Origin of the sequence: Maricaulis sp. W15, assembly GCF_001924955.1 — a bacterium.
Lineage (GTDB): Bacteria > Pseudomonadota > Alphaproteobacteria > Caulobacterales > Maricaulaceae > Maricaulis > Maricaulis maris.
In genome coordinates, this window is record NZ_LQXG01000018.1 from 190,859 (window position 1) to 211,438 (window position 20,580).

Annotated in this window: 18 protein-coding genes; 11 read left to right on the forward strand and 7 right to left on the reverse strand. The window is 63.2% G+C overall.

The window, feature by feature from the left end; translation table 11 throughout:
• Positions 1-119: 119 nt before the first annotated feature.
• On the forward strand, positions 120-1,085 hold the full coding sequence (locus AWH62_RS12145; RefSeq protein ID WP_075190889.1) for a GlxA family transcriptional regulator: 966 nt from the start codon (positions 120-122) through the stop codon (positions 1,083-1,085).
• Here AWH62_RS12145 and AWH62_RS12150 read toward each other — a convergent pair.
• On the reverse strand, positions 1,082-1,909 hold the full coding sequence (locus AWH62_RS12150) for a DUF2306 domain-containing protein (RefSeq protein ID WP_075190766.1): 828 nt from the start codon (positions 1,907-1,909) through the stop codon (positions 1,082-1,084). The two genes, AWH62_RS12145 and AWH62_RS12150, sit on opposite strands and share 4 nt — an antisense overlap.
• A 202-nt stretch (positions 1,910-2,111) precedes the next feature.
• Here AWH62_RS12150 and AWH62_RS12155 point away from each other — a divergent pair, with 202 nt between their 5' ends.
• Positions 2,112-3,242: an AraC family transcriptional regulator gene (locus AWH62_RS12155; RefSeq protein WP_075190767.1), complete on the forward strand. Its 1,131-nt coding sequence runs from the start codon at positions 2,112-2,114 to the stop codon at positions 3,240-3,242.
• 77 nt (positions 3,243-3,319) lie between these two features.
• Here the strand turns inward: AWH62_RS12155 and clpA are convergent, their stop codons facing one another.
• The 3 genes from clpA to AWH62_RS12170 all read right to left on the reverse strand — a co-directional run bounded on the left by clpA (position 3,320) and on the right by AWH62_RS12170 (position 6,801).
• The gene (gene clpA / locus AWH62_RS12160; RefSeq protein WP_075190890.1) at positions 3,320-5,629 is read right to left on the reverse strand and encodes an ATP-dependent Clp protease ATP-binding subunit ClpA; all 2,310 of its coding nucleotides are present in this window, start codon (positions 5,627-5,629) and stop codon (positions 3,320-3,322) included.
• Between the two features lie 4 nt (positions 5,630-5,633).
• The gene (gene clpS, locus AWH62_RS12165) at positions 5,634-5,963 is read right to left on the reverse strand and encodes an ATP-dependent Clp protease adapter ClpS (protein ID WP_075190768.1); all 330 of its coding nucleotides are present in this window, start codon (positions 5,961-5,963) and stop codon (positions 5,634-5,636) included.
• Positions 5,964-6,384: 421 nt separating this feature from the next.
• Entirely contained in the window at positions 6,385-6,801 is a 417-nt protein-coding gene (locus AWH62_RS12170) for a phasin family protein (RefSeq protein WP_075190769.1), read from the reverse strand.
• Between the two features lie 31 nt (positions 6,802-6,832).
• Between AWH62_RS12170 and AWH62_RS12175 the strand changes: the two genes are divergently transcribed.
• The 7 genes from AWH62_RS12175 (at position 6,833) to rpmG (ending at position 15,781) form a co-directional block, all read left to right on the forward strand.
• Positions 6,833-7,210, forward strand: coding sequence for a hypothetical protein (locus AWH62_RS12175; protein ID WP_143743038.1), 378 nt, complete (start codon positions 6,833-6,835; stop codon positions 7,208-7,210).
• Positions 7,211-7,264: 54 nt separating this feature from the next.
• Positions 7,265-8,569 (forward strand): D-alanyl-D-alanine carboxypeptidase, encoded by a 1,305-nt coding sequence (locus AWH62_RS12180; RefSeq protein ID WP_233128320.1) that lies wholly within the window; start codon positions 7,265-7,267, stop codon positions 8,567-8,569.
• A 148-nt stretch (positions 8,570-8,717) separates the two neighbouring features.
• The gene (gene topA / locus AWH62_RS12185) at positions 8,718-11,348 is read left to right on the forward strand and encodes a type I DNA topoisomerase (protein WP_075190772.1); all 2,631 of its coding nucleotides are present in this window, start codon (positions 8,718-8,720) and stop codon (positions 11,346-11,348) included.
• A gap of 5 nt (positions 11,349-11,353) precedes the next feature.
• The gene (gene rnr / locus AWH62_RS12190; protein WP_075190773.1) at positions 11,354-13,618 is read left to right on the forward strand and encodes a ribonuclease R; all 2,265 of its coding nucleotides are present in this window, start codon (positions 11,354-11,356) and stop codon (positions 13,616-13,618) included.
• Positions 13,615-14,295, forward strand: a complete 681-nt coding sequence (locus AWH62_RS12195) for an NUDIX hydrolase (RefSeq protein ID WP_083635175.1) — start codon at positions 13,615-13,617, stop codon at positions 14,293-14,295. The genes rnr and AWH62_RS12195 overlap by 4 nt, the downstream gene beginning before the upstream one ends.
• Positions 14,296-14,344: 49 nt before the next feature.
• Positions 14,345-15,523 (forward strand): MFS transporter, encoded by a 1,179-nt coding sequence (locus AWH62_RS12200; RefSeq protein WP_075190775.1) that lies wholly within the window; start codon positions 14,345-14,347, stop codon positions 15,521-15,523.
• Between the two features lie 90 nt (positions 15,524-15,613).
• Positions 15,614-15,781, forward strand: a complete 168-nt coding sequence (gene rpmG, locus AWH62_RS12205) for a 50S ribosomal protein L33 (protein ID WP_011643217.1) — start codon at positions 15,614-15,616, stop codon at positions 15,779-15,781.
• A gap of 49 nt (positions 15,782-15,830) precedes the next feature.
• Here rpmG and AWH62_RS12210 read toward each other — a convergent pair whose 3' ends face one another.
• Positions 15,831-17,195: a PleD family two-component system response regulator gene (locus AWH62_RS12210; RefSeq protein ID WP_075190776.1), complete on the reverse strand. Its 1,365-nt coding sequence runs from the start codon at positions 17,193-17,195 to the stop codon at positions 15,831-15,833.
• Between the two features lie 12 nt (positions 17,196-17,207).
• Positions 17,208-17,585 carry a response regulator gene (locus AWH62_RS12215; RefSeq protein WP_075190891.1) on the reverse strand — a complete coding sequence of 126 codons (378 nt, stop codon included), beginning with the start codon at positions 17,583-17,585 and terminating at the stop codon, positions 17,208-17,210.
• A gap of 180 nt (positions 17,586-17,765) precedes the next feature.
• Between AWH62_RS12215 and AWH62_RS12220 the strand changes: the two genes are divergently transcribed.
• Together AWH62_RS12220 and AWH62_RS12225 are read left to right on the forward strand one after the other, a co-directional pair.
• Positions 17,766-18,677, forward strand: coding sequence for an ROK family protein (locus AWH62_RS12220; RefSeq protein WP_075190777.1), 912 nt, complete (start codon positions 17,766-17,768; stop codon positions 18,675-18,677).
• Positions 18,674-19,975, forward strand: coding sequence for a DNA polymerase IV (locus AWH62_RS12225; RefSeq protein WP_075190778.1), 1,302 nt, complete (start codon positions 18,674-18,676; stop codon positions 19,973-19,975). Before AWH62_RS12220 ends, AWH62_RS12225 begins: the two co-directional genes overlap by 4 nt.
• Here the strand turns inward: AWH62_RS12225 and AWH62_RS12230 are convergent.
• Positions 19,972-20,574, reverse strand: coding sequence for a hypothetical protein (locus tag AWH62_RS12230; RefSeq protein ID WP_143743040.1), 603 nt, complete (start codon positions 20,572-20,574; stop codon positions 19,972-19,974). The two genes, AWH62_RS12225 and AWH62_RS12230, sit on opposite strands and share 4 nt — an antisense overlap.
• Between the last annotated feature and the right edge of the window lie 6 nt (positions 20,575-20,580).

Here is a 20,580-nt window from a genome sequence, read left to right on the forward strand (position 1 = left end):
AAGCCCGGCCCGGTCTCAAATCCCGGCCCGAGCCATGGCCCGATTGCTCTGCCGGGCATTGATGCAATTTAGTTGGCACGGGAATGGCGGAAACGACAATTAACGACTATATTTCGCCAATGACTGACACAAGAACCATATATTTCGCGACCTTCCCGGGTGCCGAATTGCTCGACATAGCCGGGCCGGCCGCAGTGTTCACAGCTGCCAACCAACTCTCGGGAAGACCGCTTTACCGCGTCGACGTCATCGCACTACCAAGTGGCGAGATTGACCATGGTGGCGGGCTGGGCCTGACCGCCCGGGCGATCGCCGACATAATACCGGGTCCGGCGGACACGCTTGTGGTGGCCGGCGGCTATGAGGCCGAGATCACACGGGCGGTCGCCGACACAGACCTGCTCGCCGGACTCGGCCGGATCGCACGCCAATTCGGCCGGATCGGTTCGGTATGCAGCGGCACCTTCCTGCTGGCCGCAGCCGGAATCATCACCGACCAGCGTGTCGCCACGCACTGGCGCGGCGCGCCGCGGCTCGCGGCCCGTTTTCCGGGCCTCACCGTCGATCCGGATGCGCTCTACGTGCGGGACGGCGATATCTGGACCTCGGCTGGCGTGACCACCGGGATCGATCTGGCCCTGGCAATGCTGGAGGCCGATCATGGCCGGGCCCTGAAGACACGGGTGGCGCGCGAACTAGTGGTCTATGCGCACCGCCCCGGTCACCAGTCGCAATTCTCCGATGTCCTCGATGCCCAGACCCGGGCCGGAGACCGCTATGGCGCATTGATCGACTGGATGCAGGACCGCCTTGACCAACCCCTGAAAGTCGCTGACCTGGCCGCCTATTGCGGCCAGACCGAACGGACCTTCCAACGCCGGTTCAGCGCCGCCTCGGGCATGCCGCCTGCACGCTTTGTCGAAACCCTGCGCATGAAGCATGGCCGCGACCTTCTGGAAGCCGGCCTTGCGGTCAAACAAGTCGCCGGGCGCTGCGGCTTCCGGTCGGAAGCCGCATTCCGGACCGCATTCCGCCAGCATTTCGGCGTGGCACCGGGCCAGCATGCCCGCATGCTGGCGGTCTAGATCAGGATATTGGGCGACCACATCATCATCCAGGCCCCAAACAGGCCCAGCGCGGTGATGCCGCCGCAGACCAGGATCAAGCCCGCCACGCCAAGCTTGAAAGGCGCCGAGCGGCTGTCCCGGGCCTTTTGGTAAACTTCCAGCACGATAAGCGGTACGAGGAAGGCCAGATACGGGACAAGGATATCCGTGGGGCCATCCAAGGTCCGGCGCATGCCCGCTCCGCCACTGGCTATGGCCCAGGCCATATAGGCCACTCGGATGAACCAGACACCGCTGACTACGACGAAAAGGCGCATCGCCCAGCGCCGGTGCAGATCGATCCTGCGCGCCATCGCGTGGCGCAGGGTGAAGGTCGCAGTGACCAAAATCAGCAATCCGTCAATCGTTGTCCCGAGGGCCGCCCAATCGTTCAAACGGGTCCCACGGACCCAGATCAGGAGAATACCGCCGATCGCCAAGAATACCGCCACCGAGATATAGGCGCGGCCGGTCCAGCGATGGAAGGCGGGAAACTTGCGCCGGATCATGGGCAGGAGCTGGATCACGCCGGCCGCACTGACAAAGGCCGCAAGCAGGACATGGGAGATGAAGCCGAGATTTCCCAGCCAGTCACCCTGAACATACCCCTCAATCAGGCCGGTCTCGTTCCAGCGTGAATAATCGCCGGACGCCGTGCGCGGAATATAGGCGCCCAGAATATAATAGGTGAACAGCCACTGGCCGGCAGCGGCGATGATGAACCACAGGACACCACTGCCCTGGAGCAGGCTCTGCGGTGTGAAGCGTCGGCGCCGCGATGGCGCAGCGACGGAATCGGACATGATCTAGCCTTTCACTTCGAGTACAAGCGATCGCGAACTTCCGCGACGACGCCACACTCTTCACGCCTAACCACACCCGTCTCGCCGATTTGGAAATCGGCCAGATATTTTGATTGCGGCGGCAGCGGGTTTGATCATGGCCCGAAATATGCGACACAGAGCCTTGCGCTCGGGGGCGCCCGATTTCAGGAGATATGGTCCGATGCTGGAGTTCGCGGGCGCCGTCAAACTCACCTTCTCCGCCGCCGCGATCGTCTCGATCCTGGCCGTCCTGACTGTGCGTCAACGCAGCGGTCTCCAGATCGCTTGGGCGATTTTCTGTGCCGGTCTTGCCGCCGTGATGATACGCGACGTCTTTCCCGATTATACCGGCCCCTTCGCCGCCATTCTCGCGATCACCGGATGCGCCAGCTGCAGCTGTTTCTGGCTGGTCTCGCGCGGCATCTTCCGGGCGGATGTTGGCTTCGGCTTGCCGCAGGCGATTCTTGTCGGCGGCATTTTCGCACCGTCCGTGATCAACCAGTTGCTGGTCGGCGCATCGGCCGAGCGGATCATCGGGGATGCCGGACTGACCGCCGTCCTCGCCGCCACCAGCAGTTTCCAGTCCATGCTGAGTTCAACCGTTCTGGTCCTCGCATTCTGGGAGGGTATACGCAGCTGGACGAAGAGCGAGCCGCCCGCCGAACGGCGCCTGCGGATCGGATTCCTCGCCAGCTATGGCACCTGTGTCTCGGTCTGCGTCATGTTGCTCGATCATGGCGATACGACGCGCTTCGACGCCGGCACGATTGCTCTCGCACAAGCACTCTGTGCGCTGCTGATCTTCCTCGCCGCCGGGTTTGCCGTGGTCTGGCGCCAGCGCCATCCATTGCCTGTCCCTGCCAATGATACGGAACGCATGACGTCGCAGGCCGCCCGCGACGCCGCGCCAAGCGCTGAGGAACGGGCCTTGGGACAATGGGTGCGCCAGCGGGTTGAGGCGGACCGGCTCTTCCTCGATCCAGACCTCAAGGTTGCCAGCCTCGCCCGGCGCCTGCGTGAACAGGACTACCGGGTCAGCCGAGCCATCACGCTCGGACTCGGTGAGCGCAATTTCAACCGCTTCATCAATCGCTACCGGATCGATCATGCCTCCGCGCTGTTGTCCGATCCGGCGCAGGCCGGGGCCAGTATTCTCGACATCGCCCTGGAGAGCGGCTTTGCCTCGATCGGCCCGTTCAACCGGGCCTTCAAGGAACAAACCGGCCTGACTCCACGGGCCTTCCGGCAGCATGGCCCCGGCCCGAAACCCGGCCGCGGAATCGCGCCTGCCGAACGGGCTGCTACGTCCTGAATTCAGCCGGAGAGCCATCCGAACACAAAAACGGCGCCCCGCGGGGCGCCGTTTCTCATTGAACCGGAAGGTGAGGATCAGACCTCTTCCTTCTTGTCCTTTTTCTTGGCATTGCGCGGCAGGAGCCGGTCGCCGGGCGTGACATGGAAATCCAGCCGGTTGCTGTCGGCCTCGTCGACATCGACCTTGACCAGACCGCCCTTCTTGAGCTCGCCAAACAGGATCTGGTCGGCCAGGGGCTTCTTGATATGCTCCTGGATGACCCGGGCCAGCGGACGGGCGCCGAAGCGGCTGTCATAGCCGCGCTCAGCCAGCCAGGCGGTGGCATCGGCGGTCAGTTCGAAGGTCACGCCGCGATCAATGAGCTGGGCTTCCAGCTGCAGCACGAATTTCTCGACCACACGACCGATGGACTCCGGCGACAACGGCGCGAAGGGAATGACCGCGTCGAGGCGATTGCGGAATTCCGGCGTGAACAGGCGTTCGACCGCCTTGTCCGCTTCATCGGTCTTTTTGCCGCGACCAAAGCCGATCGATTCCTTTTGCGCGTCGGAAGCGCCCGCATTGGTCGTCATCACGAGGATGACATTGCGGAAATCGACCTTCTTGCCGTTGGTATCGGTCAGCGTGCCATTGTCCATGACTTGCAGGAGGATGTTGAACAGGTCCGGGTGCGCCTTCTCGATCTCGTCGAGCAGCAGGACCGAGTGCGGGTGCTGATCGACGCCATCCGTCAACAGGCCGCCCTGGTCGAAACCGACATAGCCCGGAGGCGCGCCGATCAGGCGGGAAACGGCGTGCCGCTCCATGTATTCCGACATGTCGAAACGCTGCAATTCGACGCCAAGCGTATCGGCCAACTGCTTGGTGACCTCGGTCTTGCCGACACCGGTGGGGCCGGAGAAGAGATAGCAGCCGATCGGCTTGTTCGGCTCGCGCAGGCCGGCCCGCGACAGCTTGATGGCCGTGGCCAGCTGGTCAATCGCTTCATCCTGGCCAAACACGGTGTGCTTGAGATCGGTCTCGAGATTGCGCAGCGACTGCTCGTCATCCTTGGACACCGTTTTCGGCGGGATGCGGGCCATGGTGGCAACAATGCCCTCGACCTCTTTCACACCGATCGTCTTCTTGCGCTTGGACACCGGCTGCAACCGCATTTGCGCTCCGGCCTCGTCGATCACGTCGATCGCCTTGTCCGGCAATTTGCGGTCGCCCATGTAGCGCGAGGAGAGTTCGACAGCCGATTTCAGCGCCTCATTGGTGAAGCGGACATCGTGGAAGTCCTCGAAATAGGATTTCAGCCCTTGCAGGATCTTGATCGCATCCGGCACGGACGGCTCGGGCACATCGATCTTCTGGAAGCGGCGGACAAGCGCCCTGTCCTTCTCGAAATGCTGGCGATATTCCTTGTAGGTCGTCGAGCCCATGCAACGCAGGCTGCCTGACTGCAGGGCCGGCTTGAGCAGGTTGGACGCGTCCATGGCGCCACCCGAGGTCGCCCCGGCACCGATGACGGTGTGGATCTCGTCAATGAAGAGGACGGCATTATCCTTTTCCTCGAGTTCCTTGACGACCTGCTTCACACGCTCCTCGAAATCACCGCGATAGCGGGTCCCGGCGAGCAAGGAGCCCATGTCGAGCGAATAGATGGTGGCACCGGCCAGCACATCGGGGACTTGGTCTTCGATGATCTTGCGGGCAATACCCTCGGCAATGGCCGTCTTGCCGACGCCCGGGTCACCAACCAGAAGCGGGTTGTTCTTGCGGCGACGGCACAGAACCTGGACACAACGCTCGACTTCCGCATCGCGACCGATCAACGGATCGACGCCGCCCTTGCGAGCCTTTTCGTTCAGGTTGACCGTATAGGCGGTCAGCGCATCGCCATCCTTTTGCGGCTCTTCCGCGGGCTCGGCACCGCGTACAGCGCGTTCTTCCGAAGCGCCCGGCTTACGACCAATCCCGTGCGAGATGAAATTGACCGCGTCGTAACGCGTCATGTCACGCTCGGCGAGGAAATAGGCCGCATGGCTTTCACGCTCGGCGAACAAGGCCACCAGGACATTGGCCCCGGTCACTTCCTCGCGCCCGGCGTTCTGGACGTGGATCACCGCCCGCTGAATGACGCGCTGGAAGCCGGCCGTCGGCTTGGCATCCTCCTCGTCATCAACGACGAGTTCGGTGAGTTCATTGTCGACATACTCGGTCAGGGTCGCTCGAAGTTCATCGAGGTCAACGTCGCAGGCCTTCATAACCGCCGCGCCGTCCTGATCATCCACGAGAGCAAGAAGGAGATGCTCCAGGGTCGCAAATTCATGCCCACGCTCATTGGCGTATCCCAGAGCGCGGTGCAGGCTGTCTTCCAAGTCTGAAGAGAATGAAGGCACCACTCTATTCCTTTTCCATTGTGCACTGCAGCGGGTGTTGAGCCCGCCGTGCGGCGTCCATGACCTGGGCTACCTTTGTCTCGGCAACCTCATATGTGTACACGCCGCACATACCGACACCGTTCTGATGAACATGCAGCATGATTCGCGCTGCATCTTCGGGCGACTTCCGGAAAATTCGGACGAGAACCTCGACCACGAATTCCATCGGCGTGTAGTCATCATTGAGTAGCAAAACACGGTAAAGCGAAGGTTTCTTGGTCGCCGGCCGGGTCTTTGTCGCGAGGCCAGTTTCCTCTTCTACGCCGGTATCGTCATGTTTTCGTTCGGTCATATTTTAAACGTGCTCGAATATTACTTCGCTACTCATCGGCACAGATAGGAATCCCTGCCGGACTTGGAAAGAGACGCTCCGCAGCGCCGTCAGGACACAAGAATAACACGCTCAGCAAATTCTTGCTTCCCGTTTCACCGCGTTCAGCCTAAAAAGGCGCACCCCGTTCATATCGGGGATCCACCGGAACCATCCCGAAATCACCACGGGCCCGGTCGGGGAGGACGCCAGCGTTTCGTCCAGCAGCCGGAAAACCGGCGCCGGAACGCACCGGACCGAAAGGTGCTCGCACCTGGAGGTCCCAAGACGGCCACAAGGCCACACCGTCTCTACGAGGCGACGCCGACAAAAAAAGGGCCCGGTGACTAATCACCGGGCCCAGTCGGGGAGGAAAATTCCAAAACTCGTCAGTTCACTAGGCTCAGCGCTGAGCCTGTGCGAACTCCATGGCGGCCGCGACGCGATCGTTCAGCGGCTTCACCGAATTCTTGAACAGGTCGGAGAACAGGTCCGAGGTCTTGTTGATCTCGGCGAGATAATTGTCCATGGCCGACTTGGTGAATTCGGACTGGATCTCGAACACTTCCTGGACCGACTTGGCGGAGGCGAACTTCTTCGTCGCAGCAACACCGTCTTCCATCGCCGATTTGGCATAGGTCACGGCGTTCGTGTTGGCGGTTTCAAAGCCCTTGCCGGCCACGGTCGCGGAAGCGATCAGGGCGTCGACAGTCTCTTTCTGGAAATTGCTGGCCTCGGTAACCGATTTCAGCGTCTTCTCGAAACCTTCCTTGAGCGCGTCATTGCTCGCGGCGGTCATGCTCTCAATGGTGTCATTCATGGCAAAGCTCTTTGTGGTGCGGGCAGCGGGTTTGGCTTTCGAGGCCGGCTTGGCTGCCTTGGGGGCGGGTTGGGACGGCGCGGATTTGACTTTCGCCGTCGACGTCTTCGGCGCGGCCTTCTTGGCTTTCGCCGGCTTGGCGGTCGTCGCCTTTGCCGGTTTGGCCGGGCTCGCCGTTGCAGTCGTCTTCACCGGCGCCACGGTCTGCGACACAATGCGGGGCGCGCTCGGGGCAGTCGCTTTGGCAGCGGCCGCTTTCGTTTCGGTGGAAGTTTTCTCGACGTCGCTCATCACGGGTCACTGTCTGGTTGCTAAACTTGCTGCGGAAGCTCTTCGCAGTCGCAATATAAATACCACACTCCCGGCCGGGGTCAAGGAAATTATTGTGCACCGCACAAAACATATCTGATGACCACGGGCAGGCCTTAACCCGCTGGCAATGAGCACGCGTCAGGCTGCCCGCATGATCACTGCAACCCGCCTTCTCGCCCTGACCGTCGGCCTTGCCCTCTCTGGCCTGTCCGCGCCTGCCCACGCGAACAATTCGCGCTATGCCGCCTTTGTGGTCGACGAGAATACCGGCGTCGTGCTCCATTCCCGGCGTTCCGACGCGGAGCGCTATCCGGCCTCGCTGACCAAGATGATGACGCTCTACATGCTGTTCGAGGCTCTCGAGACCGGTGAAATCGGCCTCAATGACCCGATCCGTGTGTCCGCGAACGCATCGAATGCCAGCCCGTCACGCCTCGGACTAAGCGCCGGCGACACGATTTCGGCCGAAAACGCGATCCGCGCCCTCGTGGTGAAAAGCGCCAATGATGTGGCGGTGGCCGTCGGCGAACGCCTAGGTGGGGGCGAAAGCCGCTTCGGTGAGCTGATGACCGCCCGCGCGGCCGAGCTCGGCCTGACCCATACCACCTTTCGCAACGCCTCCGGCCTGCCCAATTCGCGGCAGACAACGACGGCGCGCGACATGGCCCGGCTGGCGATCGCATTGCACCGGGATTTTCCGCAATACTTCGACTATTTCAACGAAGAGAGATTCACCTGGAACGGTCGCACCTACCGCAACCATAATTCACTGGTTGGACGGGTTCGTGGCGTGGATGGACTCAAAACCGGCTATATTCGTGCCTCCGGCTTCAATGTCGTCGTATCGGCCGAGCGGGGCGATCACCGCCTGATCACCGTAATCATGGGCGGACCAAGCGCCGCCGCCCGCGACGCCCATGCCGAAGAGCTCATCGAAGCCGCCTTCGCAACGCTGGAACAGCGACAGGATACGCGCTTGTTCGCCGCCCTCTCCTCACCGCGCATCAACCCCGTGCGACAGCAGGATCTGATCGCCCGAGATGTCGCCGCCCTGCACCTGGACGAGCCGACCGAAATGGGTTCCGCCAATCCACCACCCTCGGTGCAGATCGTCCTCGCCGATGAAGACGAAATGCGCCTCGAACCGCTCGCGCCAGCCCGCCTCGATGCACCGACAAGCCGCCCATCGGCCGAGCCGAGCCTGATCCGCGGCGCCTGGTCGATCCAGGTCGGCGCCTACAACACCGCCGACGCGGCGCAAGACCGCCTCGCCGAAGTGGCCATCTTCTCCGGCGCCCTCGACGCCGCTCAGCCGGCCGCACGGGCCGTTACGATCAGCGGTGACCGCCTCTGGCGGGCGCGTTTCGAAGCCCTGACCGAAGACGAAGCCCGGCTCGCCTGCCGCGAGCTGAGTGCCCGCGACCATCCTTGTTTCGCGGTCGCGCCGGGACGATAACTCCACACATCGACGCTACGGTTCGGCGCGCATATGCGCGTCGGACTGGAATCCTTCGGTCGGTTGACACAACCTTTCCGCTCGAACACTTTCGCGCGCCTTGGCCGCTGCCTGGCGGTCCCTGCCTCATGTCTGGAACCAAGCACCGATGAATGTTGTCGTCGTAGAATCCCCGGCCAAAGCCAAAACCATCAATAAATATCTCGGCGCGGACTACACCGTTCTGGCCAGTTTCGGACATGTCCGTGACCTGCCGCCCAAGGATGGCTCGGTGAAGCCGGATGAAGATTTCGCGATGGCCTGGGAGATCGACACCGCCTCGGCCAAGCGCGTCAAGGCAATCGCCGATGCGGTACGCGAGTCCGACCGCCTGATCCTCGCCACTGACCCGGATCGCGAAGGTGAGGCGATTTCCTGGCACTTGCTGGAAGCGCTGCAAAAGCGCCGCGTCCTGAAGGATGTCGTTGTCCAGCGCGTGGCTTTCAACGCGATCACCAAACCGGCCATCCTGGAAGCGATGGCGCATCCGCGTGCCGTCGACATGGAGCTGGTCAATGCCTATCTGGCGCGCCGGGCGCTGGACTATCTGGTCGGCTTCACCCTGTCGCCGGTTCTGTGGCGCAAACTGCCGGGTTCGCGTTCGGCCGGACGGGTGCAGTCGGTCGCCCTGCGGCTTATCTGTGACCGCGAGCTGGAGATCGAAAAATTCCGCTCCGAGGAATACTGGACGGTTGATGCCGACCTGACGGCGAATTCCGACAATTTCCGGGCCAAGCTGGTGACGCTCGACGGCAAGAAATTGCAAAAGCTGTCGATCAAGGACCGCGCCAGCGCCAATGCCGCCGTTGACGCGATCAACGCGGCCAGCCTGTCCATCACCGGCGTTGAAGCCAAGCCGGCCAAACGCAACCCGCCACCGCCCTTCACCACCTCGACGCTGCAGCAGGAAGCGGCACGCAAGCTGGGCTTTTCCGCCACCCGCACCATGCAAACGGCGCAGAAACTCTATGAAGGTGTCACGATCGGTGGCGAGACCACCGGTCTGATCACCTATATGCGGACCGACGGCGTTTCCATGGTTCCCGAGGCGATCAGCCAGGCCCGCGACGTGATCAGCAAGGAGCACGGTTCGCTCTACGTGCCGTCGGCGCCGCGCATGTACGCCACCAAGGCCAAGAACGCCCAGGAAGCGCACGAGGCAATCCGCCCCACCAGCTTCGCGCGCCTGCCCGAGAAAATGTCGCTGGACCAAGATATGGCCCGCCTTTACCAGCTGATCTGGCGCCGCGCCGTTGCCAGCCAGATGGAGAGCGCCCGCTTCGAGCGCACCACGGTGGACATCACCTCCTCTGACCAGAAAACCGCCCTGCGGGCCGTCGGCACCGTGCAGCTGTTTGACGGTTTCCTGGCGCTCTACCAGGAGGGGCGCGACGATGAAGAGGATGAGGGCGAAAACCGCCTGCCCAAGCTGAGCCAGGGCGCCGCCGCGACCGTCGGCAAGACCCATGCGGACCAGCACTTCACCCAGCCGCCGCCGCGCTTTACCGAGGCCTCCCTGGTCAAGCGGATGGAAGAGCTCGGCATCGGTCGCCCCTCGACCTATGCCTCGACACTGCAGGTCCTGCGCGACCGCGACTATGTCCAGATGGACAAGAACCGCTTCAACCCGCTCGACAAGGGTCGGGTTGTCATCGCCTTCCTCGAGAATTTCTTCGCCCGCTATGTCGAGTATGACTTCACGGCGGCGCTGGAAGGTCAGCTCGACAAGGTCTCGGCTGGCGAACTCGACTGGAAACAGCTGCTGCGTGATTTCTGGACCGATTTCCGCGCTGCCGTCGACGAGATCGGCGAGCTCCGCATCACCAATGTACTGGACGCCCTCAACGAAGCGCTCGCCCCGCACATCTTCCCGGAGAAGGAAGACGGCACCGATCCGCGTCTCTGCCCGTCCTGCGGCGAAGGCACGCTCAGCCTGCGTCTCGGCAAGTTCGGTGCCTTCCTCGGTTGCTCCAACCATCCCGATTGTTCCTTCACCCGCCAGATGAGTCCTCCGGGCGAGGACGACGTGCAGGGCGACCGGGTGATCTGTGTCCATCCGGAGACCGGCAAGGATGTCGAGCTGAAGAATGGCCGTTTTGGCTGGTATCTGCAGATGCAGCTCGATGGCGAGGACAAGCCGAAACGCTCCTCCATTCCCAAGGGCTGGGACGCCGCAACCCTGACCGAGGAACAGGCGATCAAGCTGATCGACCTGCCGCGTACGGTCGGCGAGCACCCGGATGATGGCCAGCCGATCACGGCCAATATCGGTCGCTACGGCCCCTATGTTCATCACGACAAGACCTACGCCAATATTCCGTCGGTCGAGGACGTGTTCGAGATCGGCGTCAATCGCGCCATCTCGGTCATCGCCGACAAACGTGCCAATGGCGGCCGTCGCGGCGGCACGGCCACGGCGCTCAAGGAGCTGGGCGAGCATGACGGCAAGCCGGTCCGCATCATGTCGGGCCGCTATGGGCCCTATGTGAAGTATGAAAAGATCAATGCCACCCTGCCCAAGGACACCGACCCGGAAAGCGTGACGCTGGAACAGGCGATGGAATGGGTCGAGGCCAAGGCCGCCAAGGGCGGAAAGAACAAGGCTCCGGCGAAGAAGAAGGCTCCGGCCAAAAAGCCGGCTGCCAAGAAGACCACGGCGAAAAAGCCCGCGGCCAAGAAAACCACCGCCAAAAAGCCGGCTGCGAAAAAGCCGGCAACAGCCAAAGCCAAGGCGGAATAGATCCGATGGCCGGCGAGACAGAGTTTGATGCCGGCCTCACCCGCGAGGCGGTCGTGGAGGCTGTCCGCGTCGGCGGCGGCGAGTACGGCAAGCGGGAGCTGGCGCGCGAACTGGCGCTCAAGGGCAGCGATGCCAAACGCGCCCTCAAGGATGCCCTGGTCGCCCTGACCGAAGACGGCACGATCACCCGCGCAAACGGCAAAACCTATGCCCTGCCCGGCGCGCTGCCCGCTGTCACCGTGGTGCAGCTGATCGGGCGCGACAATGATGGCGAACTGCTGGCCGAGCCGGTCCGTCCGGACCGCGCGGCTCCGCTGATCCGCCTGGCGCCGGGCGAAGGCGCGGGCGGCAAGGGCACGCCGGCGATCGGCATTGGCGACAAGGCGCTGGTCCGGCTCGCCTTGCAGGAGGATGGCAGTTATGAGGCCCGGCTGATCAAAAAACTCGGCCAAAGCGCCCACAAGCTTCTGTGCGTGCTGAGGAAACCGCAATCCGGCCCGTTCCGTCTGCTGCCGGTCGATCGGCGTTCGCGACATGAACTGGTTCCGGCCAAGGGCGAGGCCGAAAAAGCGCGCGATGGCGATCTCGTGCTGTGCCAGATCGCCAAGGAGCGGCGGCACGGGTTGAAAACCGCCGAAATCATCGAGGTGATCGGTGACGCCAATGCGCCCGGCGCCGGTAGCATCATTGCGCTCTACTCACACGGCGTCCCACAGGGCTTTGCCGAGGCCGAACAGCGTGAAGCCGATGAGGCGCCGCTCGCCAAGCCGGGCAAGCGCGAGGATCTGCGGCCCCTGCCGCTCATCACCATCGATCCCGACGACGCCAAGGACCATGACGACGCGATCTGGGCCGAAGCGGATGCCGACCCCAAGAATCCCGGCGGCTGGCAGGTCATCGTCGCCATCGCCGATGTCGCCGCCTATGTGACACCCGGCGGCGCGCTCGACCGCGGCGCCTTCAAGCGTGGCAATTCGGTCTATCTGCCCGACCGGGTCGTGCCGATGCTGCCGGAACGCCTGTCGAACGATTTGTGTTCCCTGCGCGAAAAGGAAGACCGCCCCTGTCTCGCCGTGCGCATGGTGTTCGACAAGGACGGAAACAAGCGCTCGCACCGCTTCCTGCGCGGCTGGATGCGCTCGGCCGCGAAACTCTCCTACACCCAGGCCCAGGCGGCGATTGACGGTCAGGATGGCGGCCCTGCCAATGCCCTGCTCGACGCCGTGCTCAAACCGCTCTGGGGCGCCTATTTCGCCTGCCGCGAGGCGCGCAATCGCCGCGAACCGCTCGAGATCGACGCTCCGGAACGCCGGGTTCGTGTCGGTGAAAACGGCAAGGTTCTGGCCATCGAAACCCGGCAGCGCTTTGACGCCCACAAGCTGGTCGAGGAATTCATGATCCAGGCCAATGTCTGCGCCGCAGAGAGCCTGGAAGAAAAGCACAGCCCGCTGATCTACCGCGTCCACGAACCGCCCTCCCGCGAAAAGATCGACGCGCTGGCCGATTTCCTGCCGACCGTCGGTCTGAAATGGACGCGCGGCGACAAGGTTGCGACCGGGCGTTTCAACCAGCTGCTGAAGCAGGCGAAAACGTCCGAGCATTGCGAGACGATCAATGAGGTGGTGCTGCGCAGCCAGTCGCAGGCGATCTACGACACGCAGAATCAGGGCCATTTCGGTCTCAACCTGCAGCGTTATGGCCATTTCACCTCACCGATCCGGCGCTATGCCGACCTCACGGTCCACCGCGCCCTGATCCGCGCCCTCAAGCTCGGGGATGACGGCCAATCGGATGAGGAACGCAGCCGCCTGACCGTGATTGCCGAAGAGATCACCCATGCCGAGCGCCGCGCGATGGCAGCCGAGCGCGATGCCGTTGACCGTTTCATCGCCGCCTATCTGGCCGACAAGGTCGGGGCGGAGTTTGATGGCCGCATCACTGGCGTTACCCGTTTTGGCTGTTTTGTCCGTCTCAACGAGACCGGCGCCGACGGGCTGGTTCCGATCTCGCGATTGGGCGAGGAACGCTTCGAGCATGATGAGCGCGCCCACGCGCTGATCGGCTTGCAGACCGGCTCGCGTTTCCGTCTCGGCATGCCCGTTACCGTGCGTATCGACGAAGCCACACCGGTCACCGGCGGGCTGCTGCTGGACATGCTGACCGAGCCGGAAAAGGGCGACCGCCCCAATCGCCGCAATCGCGGCCGCACCGGGGGACCGCCAAATGGCAAGCGCTCGGGCAGACCCTGGAAGAAGGGGCGACGCCGGTGAGTGATGAGCGACACCGCAAGGACGTCAAACCGATGCGCCCCCGCCTTGCCGCCTCGCTGATCCTGACCCGGCGCGAGGGCGAACGGGTTGATGTGTTGATGGGGCGCCGCTCCGCCAAACATGTCTTCATGCCGAACAAATACGTCTTCCCGGGCGGACGGGTTGATCGGGCTGACAGCACAGCGCCGCTGGCGCGCGATCTCGACGGCCGTGTGCTCGACATCATGACCCGCAGCCTTGATGCCCGCCGCGCCCGCGCCGCCGCTGCCGCTGCCGTGCGGGAAACCGCCGAGGAAACCGGCCTGCTGATCGCCCGCGAGGCGCCGGTAGCCAGTCGTCACGCCAATTGGCAGCCTTTCCGCCGCGCCGGCGCCGCACCGGATCTGGCACCGCTGAAACTGATCACCCGCGCCATCACGCCGCCGGGCCGGACCCGCCGCTTCGATACCTGGTTCTTCACCGTTGACGCCTCGGCCCTGCTGGACGACCGCGCGCCCAAGCCGAGCGCCGAGCTGGAAGACGTGCAATGGGTCACCCTCGCCGACGCCCGCGATCTCGACCTGCCCTTCGTGACCCATTTCGTGTTGGATGAACTCAAGCGCGTCCAGCCGCCCGCCCCGGAGCGCCCGCGCTGCATGCGGGCGGTGCGTGGCAAGATGCGGATTGCGGACTTGTAACCGGATCCGGCAGGAGACGCGGTCACGACGCGGCGCTATAGAGCACCGCATGACCAATCCGCTCACCGATCCCCGCTTTGCCAACAACCGCTCGCTGATCGCCTCGATCTGCTGTGCGGCGGTGTGCGGGATTGTGTTCGGACTTTCCATGCCGCTGGTCTCGCTGCGGCTGGAGGGCATGACATCATCCGGTCTGATTGTCGGCCTCAACGGCGCCGCCGCGGCATTCTCGACCCTTGTGATGGCCCCGATCGTGCCGCGCCTCCTGTCGCTGGTTCCCGGGCGGGTGCTGATCGTGGTCAGCCTGCTCTGTGCCGGCGCCCTGCACGCCCTCTTCCCGGTGTTTGAAACGGTGCCAGCCTGGTTTGTCCTGCGCTTCGTGATGGGCAGTTTCATGACCGTGGTCTTCGTGGTCTCGGAAACCTGGATCAACCAGATCGCCACGCCATTGCGCCGGGCCACGATCCTGGGCGTCTATGGCACGGTCCTGTCCGGCGGTTTCGGGGTCGGCGCCTTCCTGTTCGGTCAATTGGGCACCAGCGGCGATGCCGGCTTCTATGCCGGCGGGCTGATCTTCCTGATCGGCGCCTTGCCGATCATTCTGTTGCAAGGCCCCGCCGCGCAAGCGCCGGGCAAGGACGAAGCCTCGCCAACCACCATCCTGAACGCGGCCCGGCTGGCCCCGGCAGCGATCGGCGCGGCACTCGCCTTCGGGGCGCTGGAAACCGTGCTCTTCTCCATGGCCCCGGTTTACGGCGACCGGCTGCTGCTCAGCGATGCTGGCATCTCGTTGGTCGCCATGGCCGCGGCGGCCGGCGCGCTGGCCTTCCAGATCCCGCTGGGATGGATCGCCGACAAGACCGACCGCCGCGAAGCGCTGAAATGGATCGCCACCACCGCCGCAATCACCCCGCTCGCTATCTGGGCGGTGGGCGATTACCTGCCCGGCATGATGCTGCTCTTCTTCGTCCAGGCCGGCGTGGCCAGCGGACTCTACACGGTCGGCCTCGCCCTGGTCGGCGAGCGCTTCTCCGGCGGTGCCATTGCGGCCGCCAATGCCGCCTTCATATTCGCATACGGCACCGGCTCGCTCTTTGGTCCTCCAGCCAGCGGCCTGGCCATGGACGGGCTCGGACCGCACGGGCTGATGATCGTCATGGCAATGATTGCTGCGATCTATGCAGCGCTGGTCTGGGTGCGTGCAGCCCCGACAGACGCGGACAGTTGACAGCGGCGCTGCCGTGCGTATGTTCGCGCGCTCTCGCGTCGGCATGGGGCCGAATGCGCGCACACTCACAGCACCAGGACATTTAGAGCCATGGCGAAGCCGACAACCATCAAGATCCGCCTGAACTCCACGGCTGGTACGGGTTACTTCTACGTGACGAAGAAGAATGCGCGCACCATGACCGAGAAGCTCGTACTGAAAAAGTACGACCCGGTCGCTCGCAAGCACGTCGATTTCAAGGAAGCGAAAATCAAGTAGGACGGTTTTCCGTTCGAACGGTTATCCCCGCTCGACCATCAAGTTTTTATCAGGCCGCGGCATTGTCCGCGGCCTGTACTTGATTCCGGCCTGAATTCTTGGCGGCGTAGAGCGCCTCATCGGCCCGGCGCAAAAGCGCGTCCAGCCCCTCACCGCGCTGGGCCTGAGCCACGCCGATGCTCACGGTCACCGGAACACGCCCGCCATCCTTGAGCTTGAATCCGCTCTCCGCGACAGCAGCGCGAAGGCGGTCGGCCGCGATGCGCGCCTCGGCCATGCCGGCGCCCGGCATCACGACGACGAACTCCTCGCCCCCGTAACGCGCCGCCAGGTCCAGCGCCCGCAAGCCCTGCAGCAGACGGGCAGAAAAATCGCGAAGAACAATATCGCCGGCCTCATGGCCGTGGCTGTCATTGATCTGTTTGAAATGGTCGATATCGGCCAGCAAGAGAGACACTGGCGCACCGCCATTGCTGGCACTGTCCATCGCCTGGCGCAAACGCGAAGAAATATAGCGGCGATTATGCAGACCGGTCAGCGGATCGGTGACGGCCAGCTCCATGCCTTCATCGAGATGCGAGCGGAGCTGGTCGGCATAGCGTTTACGGCGCAGCTGGGTGCGCGCCCGCGCGGCCAGCTCTCCGGCATCAACCGGACGGTGGATGATGTCATTGACGCCGAGGTCGAGCGCCCGGACAGCATGATGGACATCATCCGGTTGTACGACGGCCAGAATGGGTAATTGCCGCGTCGCGGCGTCCGAACGGACACGCGCACACAAGCGCAGACCGTCATAATCAGTCGCTGTGAGATCGACGATCAACAGATCCGCCTCATCCCGGGTTGCGGCGATAGCGGCAGCCGGGTCGTGGATCTGACGGACATCGGCCTGGGCCGGCATGGCCGCAGCGTAACGTCCGGTCGCACGCGGATCCGCGCTGACGATCACAATCCGGGACGCGGCATCAATGTCATCGTGCATGTCGCCGGAAACACCCGACATCGCCGAGTTCGATTCGCGATAACGCAATTCGTCCAGCACCGCCTTCAGCCGCAACAGGCTGCGCACGCGGGCAAACATGGTGACATCATCGATCGGCTTGGTGAGAAAATCATCGGCCCCGGCCTCGAGGCCTCGGATCCGGTCTTCGCGCTGGTCCAAAGCGGTCACCATCACCACCGGAATATGGCGCGTCGACGGGTCGTCCTTGAGTTTGGAGCAGGTCTGATACCCGTCCATCACCGGCATCATCACATCGAGGAGAATGAGGTCGGGTTGCTCTGCCTTGGCCACCGCAATGGCCTCTTCGCCATTGGTCGCGGTGCAGACATCGAAATACTCGGCCTGCAGCCGGGCCTCAAGCAGCCGGACATTGGCGGCTTGATCATCAACGACGAGAATACGCGCACTCATCGACGACCACCCCTAGTCGAGAAACTGACGAACGGTCTCGATAAACGTGGCCACGGTAATCGGCTTGGACAGATAGGCTTCGCAACCGCCCTCACGGATGCGTTCCTCATCGCCCTTCATGGCGAATGCCGTGACAGCCACCACCGGTATCGCCGACAGGCTGTCATCATCCTTGAGCCATTTGGTGACTTCAAGGCCGGACACTTCCGGCAGCTGGATGTCCATGAGAATCAGGTCGGGCGTATGCTCGCGCGCCATTTCGAGTGCCTTGAAACCGTCCTTGGTCTGCAAGGTCTCATAGCCATGAGCCTCGAGCAGATCGTTGAACAGCTTCATGTTCAACTCGTTGTCTTCGACAATCAGGACCTTTTTGGGCATGACCTGCAGCATGTCGGTGACGCGCTTCCCGTTGTTTGCACGTATTTTATCGTGCTTGTTGAACCCCACCTGCACTAAACCCGATTTTCCTTAACCAACCATGAGTCAAAGGCGACTTTTCGGGCGTTTCGGAACAAGATAAGAACAAAAGCGGCCGAAAAAAGTATACGCCATGCGGGAGGGGACGACAGGATGAATCGAATCGGCATCGACCTCGGTGGCACCAAAATCGAAGCCCGTCTGTTTTCCCGGCACGGAACGGAGTTGGCCCGCGAGCGCCTGGCCACGCCGCGCGACCCGGACGGCACGATCATCGCCATCCGCGACCTGGTCGTGCGACTTGAGTCCGCCCACGGACCGGCCCGCGTCGGCCTTGCCCATCCCGGATCGATCAGCCCGGCCACCGGGTTGATGCGAAACGCAAATTCGGTCTGGCTCAATGGCCGCCCCTTCCGTGATGACTTGTCGGCAGCGCTCGATCGACCTGTCCGTAGCGCCAATGACGCCAATTGTTTTGCCCTGTCCGAGGCCCGCGACGGGGCCGGCCGTGACGGTCGGGTCATCTTCGGCGTCATCCTGGGCACTGGCGTCGGCGGCGGTGTGGTCGTCAACGGGCGACTGCTCGACGGCGCCCAGGGCATTGCCGGCGAGTGGGGTCACAATCCCCTGCCCTGGCCGCGCCAGGATGAACTCGCCCCGCCCGCCTGCTGGTGCGGCAAGACCGGCTGCCTGGAAAGCTGGGTCTCCGGCCCCGGCCTGGCGGCGGACCATGCCCGGCGGCATGGTGGCAATCTGGCGGCGAATGCGATTTTCGACGCGGCGTCAGGCGGCGATGCGGCGGCAGCGGACAGCGTTGACCGGCATGCCAACCGATTGGCCCGCGGGCTGGCGACCATCGTCAATATTCTCGATCCCGACATCATCGTGCTTGGCGGCGGCGTGTCGAACGCGCCCGGCCTGTGCGAGCGGGTCAGCGCTGCCCTGCCCGACTGGATATTCTCCGATGTGTGCCGGACGCGGATCGTCCGTCACGAACATGGCGACGCCTCCGGTGTCCGCGGTGCGGCCTGGCTTTGGCCGGCGGATGAAAGCGGCACGCCATGAGCGAGCCCGGCTATTGCCGCGCCTGTCTGACACCACTTCCCGAGCAGGCCGATTCCTGTCCGGCCTGTGGCAGTCACAAACTGCTACGCCATGCCGAACTGAACACGCTGTCGATCGCCCATATCGATTGCGATGCCTTTTTCGCGGCGATCGAGAAGCGCGACAATCCCGAGCTTGAGGACAAGCCGGTCATCATCGGTGGCCGGCAGCGCGGCGTGGTCTCGACCTGTTGCTACATCGCCCGACTCTATGGCGTGCATTCGGCGATGCCGATGTTCAAGGCGCTCAAGGCTTGCCCGGACGCCGTGGTCGTCCGGCCGGAGCATGGCAAATACACGCGTGAGGGCTATCGCATCCGCGACATGATGAAGGATATCACCCCGCAGGTGGAACCGCTTTCGATCGATGAGGCCTTCCTCGATCTCTCGGGCACGTCACGCCTGCACGGCTCACCGCCGGCGCTCACCCTGCTGCGCTTGCAGCGGCGAATCGAGGAGACGGTCGGGATCACGGTCTCGGTCGGCCTGTCCTTCAACAAATTTCTCGCCAAGACCGCCTCCGACCTCGACAAGCCGAACGGGTTTGCAGTGATCGGTGAGGCCGAGGCCCTGGACTTCCTGGCGCCGCGCCCGGTGCGCTCGATCTATGGCGTCGGACCGGCCTTTGCCGCCAAGCTGGAACGCGACGGTATCCGCACGCTGGCCGATATCCGGCGCCAAGGCGACAAGCGCATGGCCGATCGCTATGGCGATATGGGTTATCATCTCTCGCGCCTGTCGCGCGGCGAGGATCGGCGCAAAGTCTCGCCCGAGCGCGAGCGCAAGAGCGTGTCCTCGGAAACCACGTTCAACGCCGATCATGATGATCGTGAAACGCTGGAGAAACATCTCTGGCGGCTGAGCGTGAAAGTCGCCGACCAGATGAAGGCCAAGGGCGTGTCCGGCCAGGTGATCACGCTGAAGCTCAAAACCTCGGACTTTCGCTCCCGCACCCGGCGACGCACCCTCAACGAACCCAGCCAGCTGGCCGACACCCTGTTCCGGGTCGGCCGGCAATTGCTGGCGCCCGAGATAGACGGCACGCGCTTCCGGCTGATCGGGATCGGCTTTTCAGGCCTGCGCGACGCGGTCGGCGATGCCGGCGACCTGCTCGACCCGCAGGCCATCCGTCGCGCCACCGCCGAACGGGCGATGGACAAGGCACGCGAGAAATTCGGCAGCGATGCGGTGATGAAAGGTCGCGACCTCAGTTCGAAGCCGAAGCCGAAGCCGAAGTCGAAACCTGATCAAACTGATTAATCAGAGATAGCGTTCACGCTGGCGCATTGACCACTATATGCGGCTTCGTATGTCGCGCCGAAACACCGAACCAATTTGTCGACCACGTTCAAATTTAGCGGCCAAGTTGGAACGGGATGGTCTGGGTAGAGTCGCTCGAAACGTTCGATAGCCGCCTCGAACCCCTCAGGAGGGGGAAGGTCCGCGAGCTCATCCCGCGCTGCTTGGAGAGCGGCACGATCATGTTGAAGGAAGGCTATCGTTGCCTCCGCGTAGTGCCGATCAGCAGTACCGCTTTCTCGCGTATCGAACGTCGCGCGAAACAAGTTGATGGCAGCGCTATAGTCGCCCGCATACGCTCGCATCTGCCCTTCGTGCCACTCGAGGCGACTCGTGGATTCTAGCCCGAGGTCGTCAAGATTGGCTTGTTTGTAGTTCGATATCAGATTGGCGGCCTCTAGATAGCACCCCTCCCGTGCCACGCCGCGCCATCCGGCTTCAGACTGATCAAACTCTTGAAACCCCAGTTCCAACGCCTCATACCTCGGCTCCATGCAAGGCACATTTGGCCCCGTCGATTGCGTCACCAACACTGCTGCAACAACTTGAATGACGTTCACAATACG

Excerpts from the sequence above, each read along its gene's own strand:
- AWH62_RS12145 (WP_075190889.1), top strand. The coding sequence starts at position 120 with ATGACTGACACAAGAACCATATATTTCGCGACCTTCCCGGGTGCCGAA.
- AWH62_RS12150 (WP_075190766.1), bottom strand. The coding sequence starts at position 1,909 with ATGTCCGATTCCGTCGCTGCGCCATCGCGGCGCCGACGCTTCACACCG.
- AWH62_RS12155 (WP_075190767.1), top strand. The coding sequence starts at position 2,112 with ATGCTGGAGTTCGCGGGCGCCGTCAAACTCACCTTCTCCGCCGCCGCG.
- clpS (WP_075190768.1), bottom strand. The coding sequence starts at position 5,963 with ATGACCGAACGAAAACATGACGATACCGGCGTAGAAGAGGAAACTGGC.
- AWH62_RS12170 (WP_075190769.1), bottom strand. The coding sequence starts at position 6,801 with ATGAATGACACCATTGAGAGCATGACCGCCGCGAGCAATGACGCGCTC.
- AWH62_RS12180 (WP_233128320.1), top strand. The coding sequence starts at position 7,265 with ATGATCACTGCAACCCGCCTTCTCGCCCTGACCGTCGGCCTTGCCCTC.
- topA (WP_075190772.1), top strand. The coding sequence starts at position 8,718 with ATGAATGTTGTCGTCGTAGAATCCCCGGCCAAAGCCAAAACCATCAAT.
- rnr (WP_075190773.1), top strand. The coding sequence starts at position 11,354 with ATGGCCGGCGAGACAGAGTTTGATGCCGGCCTCACCCGCGAGGCGGTC.
- AWH62_RS12200 (WP_075190775.1), top strand. The coding sequence starts at position 14,345 with ATGACCAATCCGCTCACCGATCCCCGCTTTGCCAACAACCGCTCGCTG.
- rpmG (WP_011643217.1), top strand. The coding sequence starts at position 15,614 with ATGGCGAAGCCGACAACCATCAAGATCCGCCTGAACTCCACGGCTGGT.
- AWH62_RS12210 (WP_075190776.1), bottom strand. The coding sequence starts at position 17,195 with ATGAGTGCGCGTATTCTCGTCGTTGATGATCAAGCCGCCAATGTCCGG.
- AWH62_RS12215 (WP_075190891.1), bottom strand. The coding sequence starts at position 17,585 with ATGCTGCAGGTCATGCCCAAAAAGGTCCTGATTGTCGAAGACAACGAG.
- AWH62_RS12220 (WP_075190777.1), top strand. The coding sequence starts at position 17,766 with ATGAATCGAATCGGCATCGACCTCGGTGGCACCAAAATCGAAGCCCGT.
- AWH62_RS12225 (WP_075190778.1), top strand. The coding sequence starts at position 18,674 with ATGAGCGAGCCCGGCTATTGCCGCGCCTGTCTGACACCACTTCCCGAG.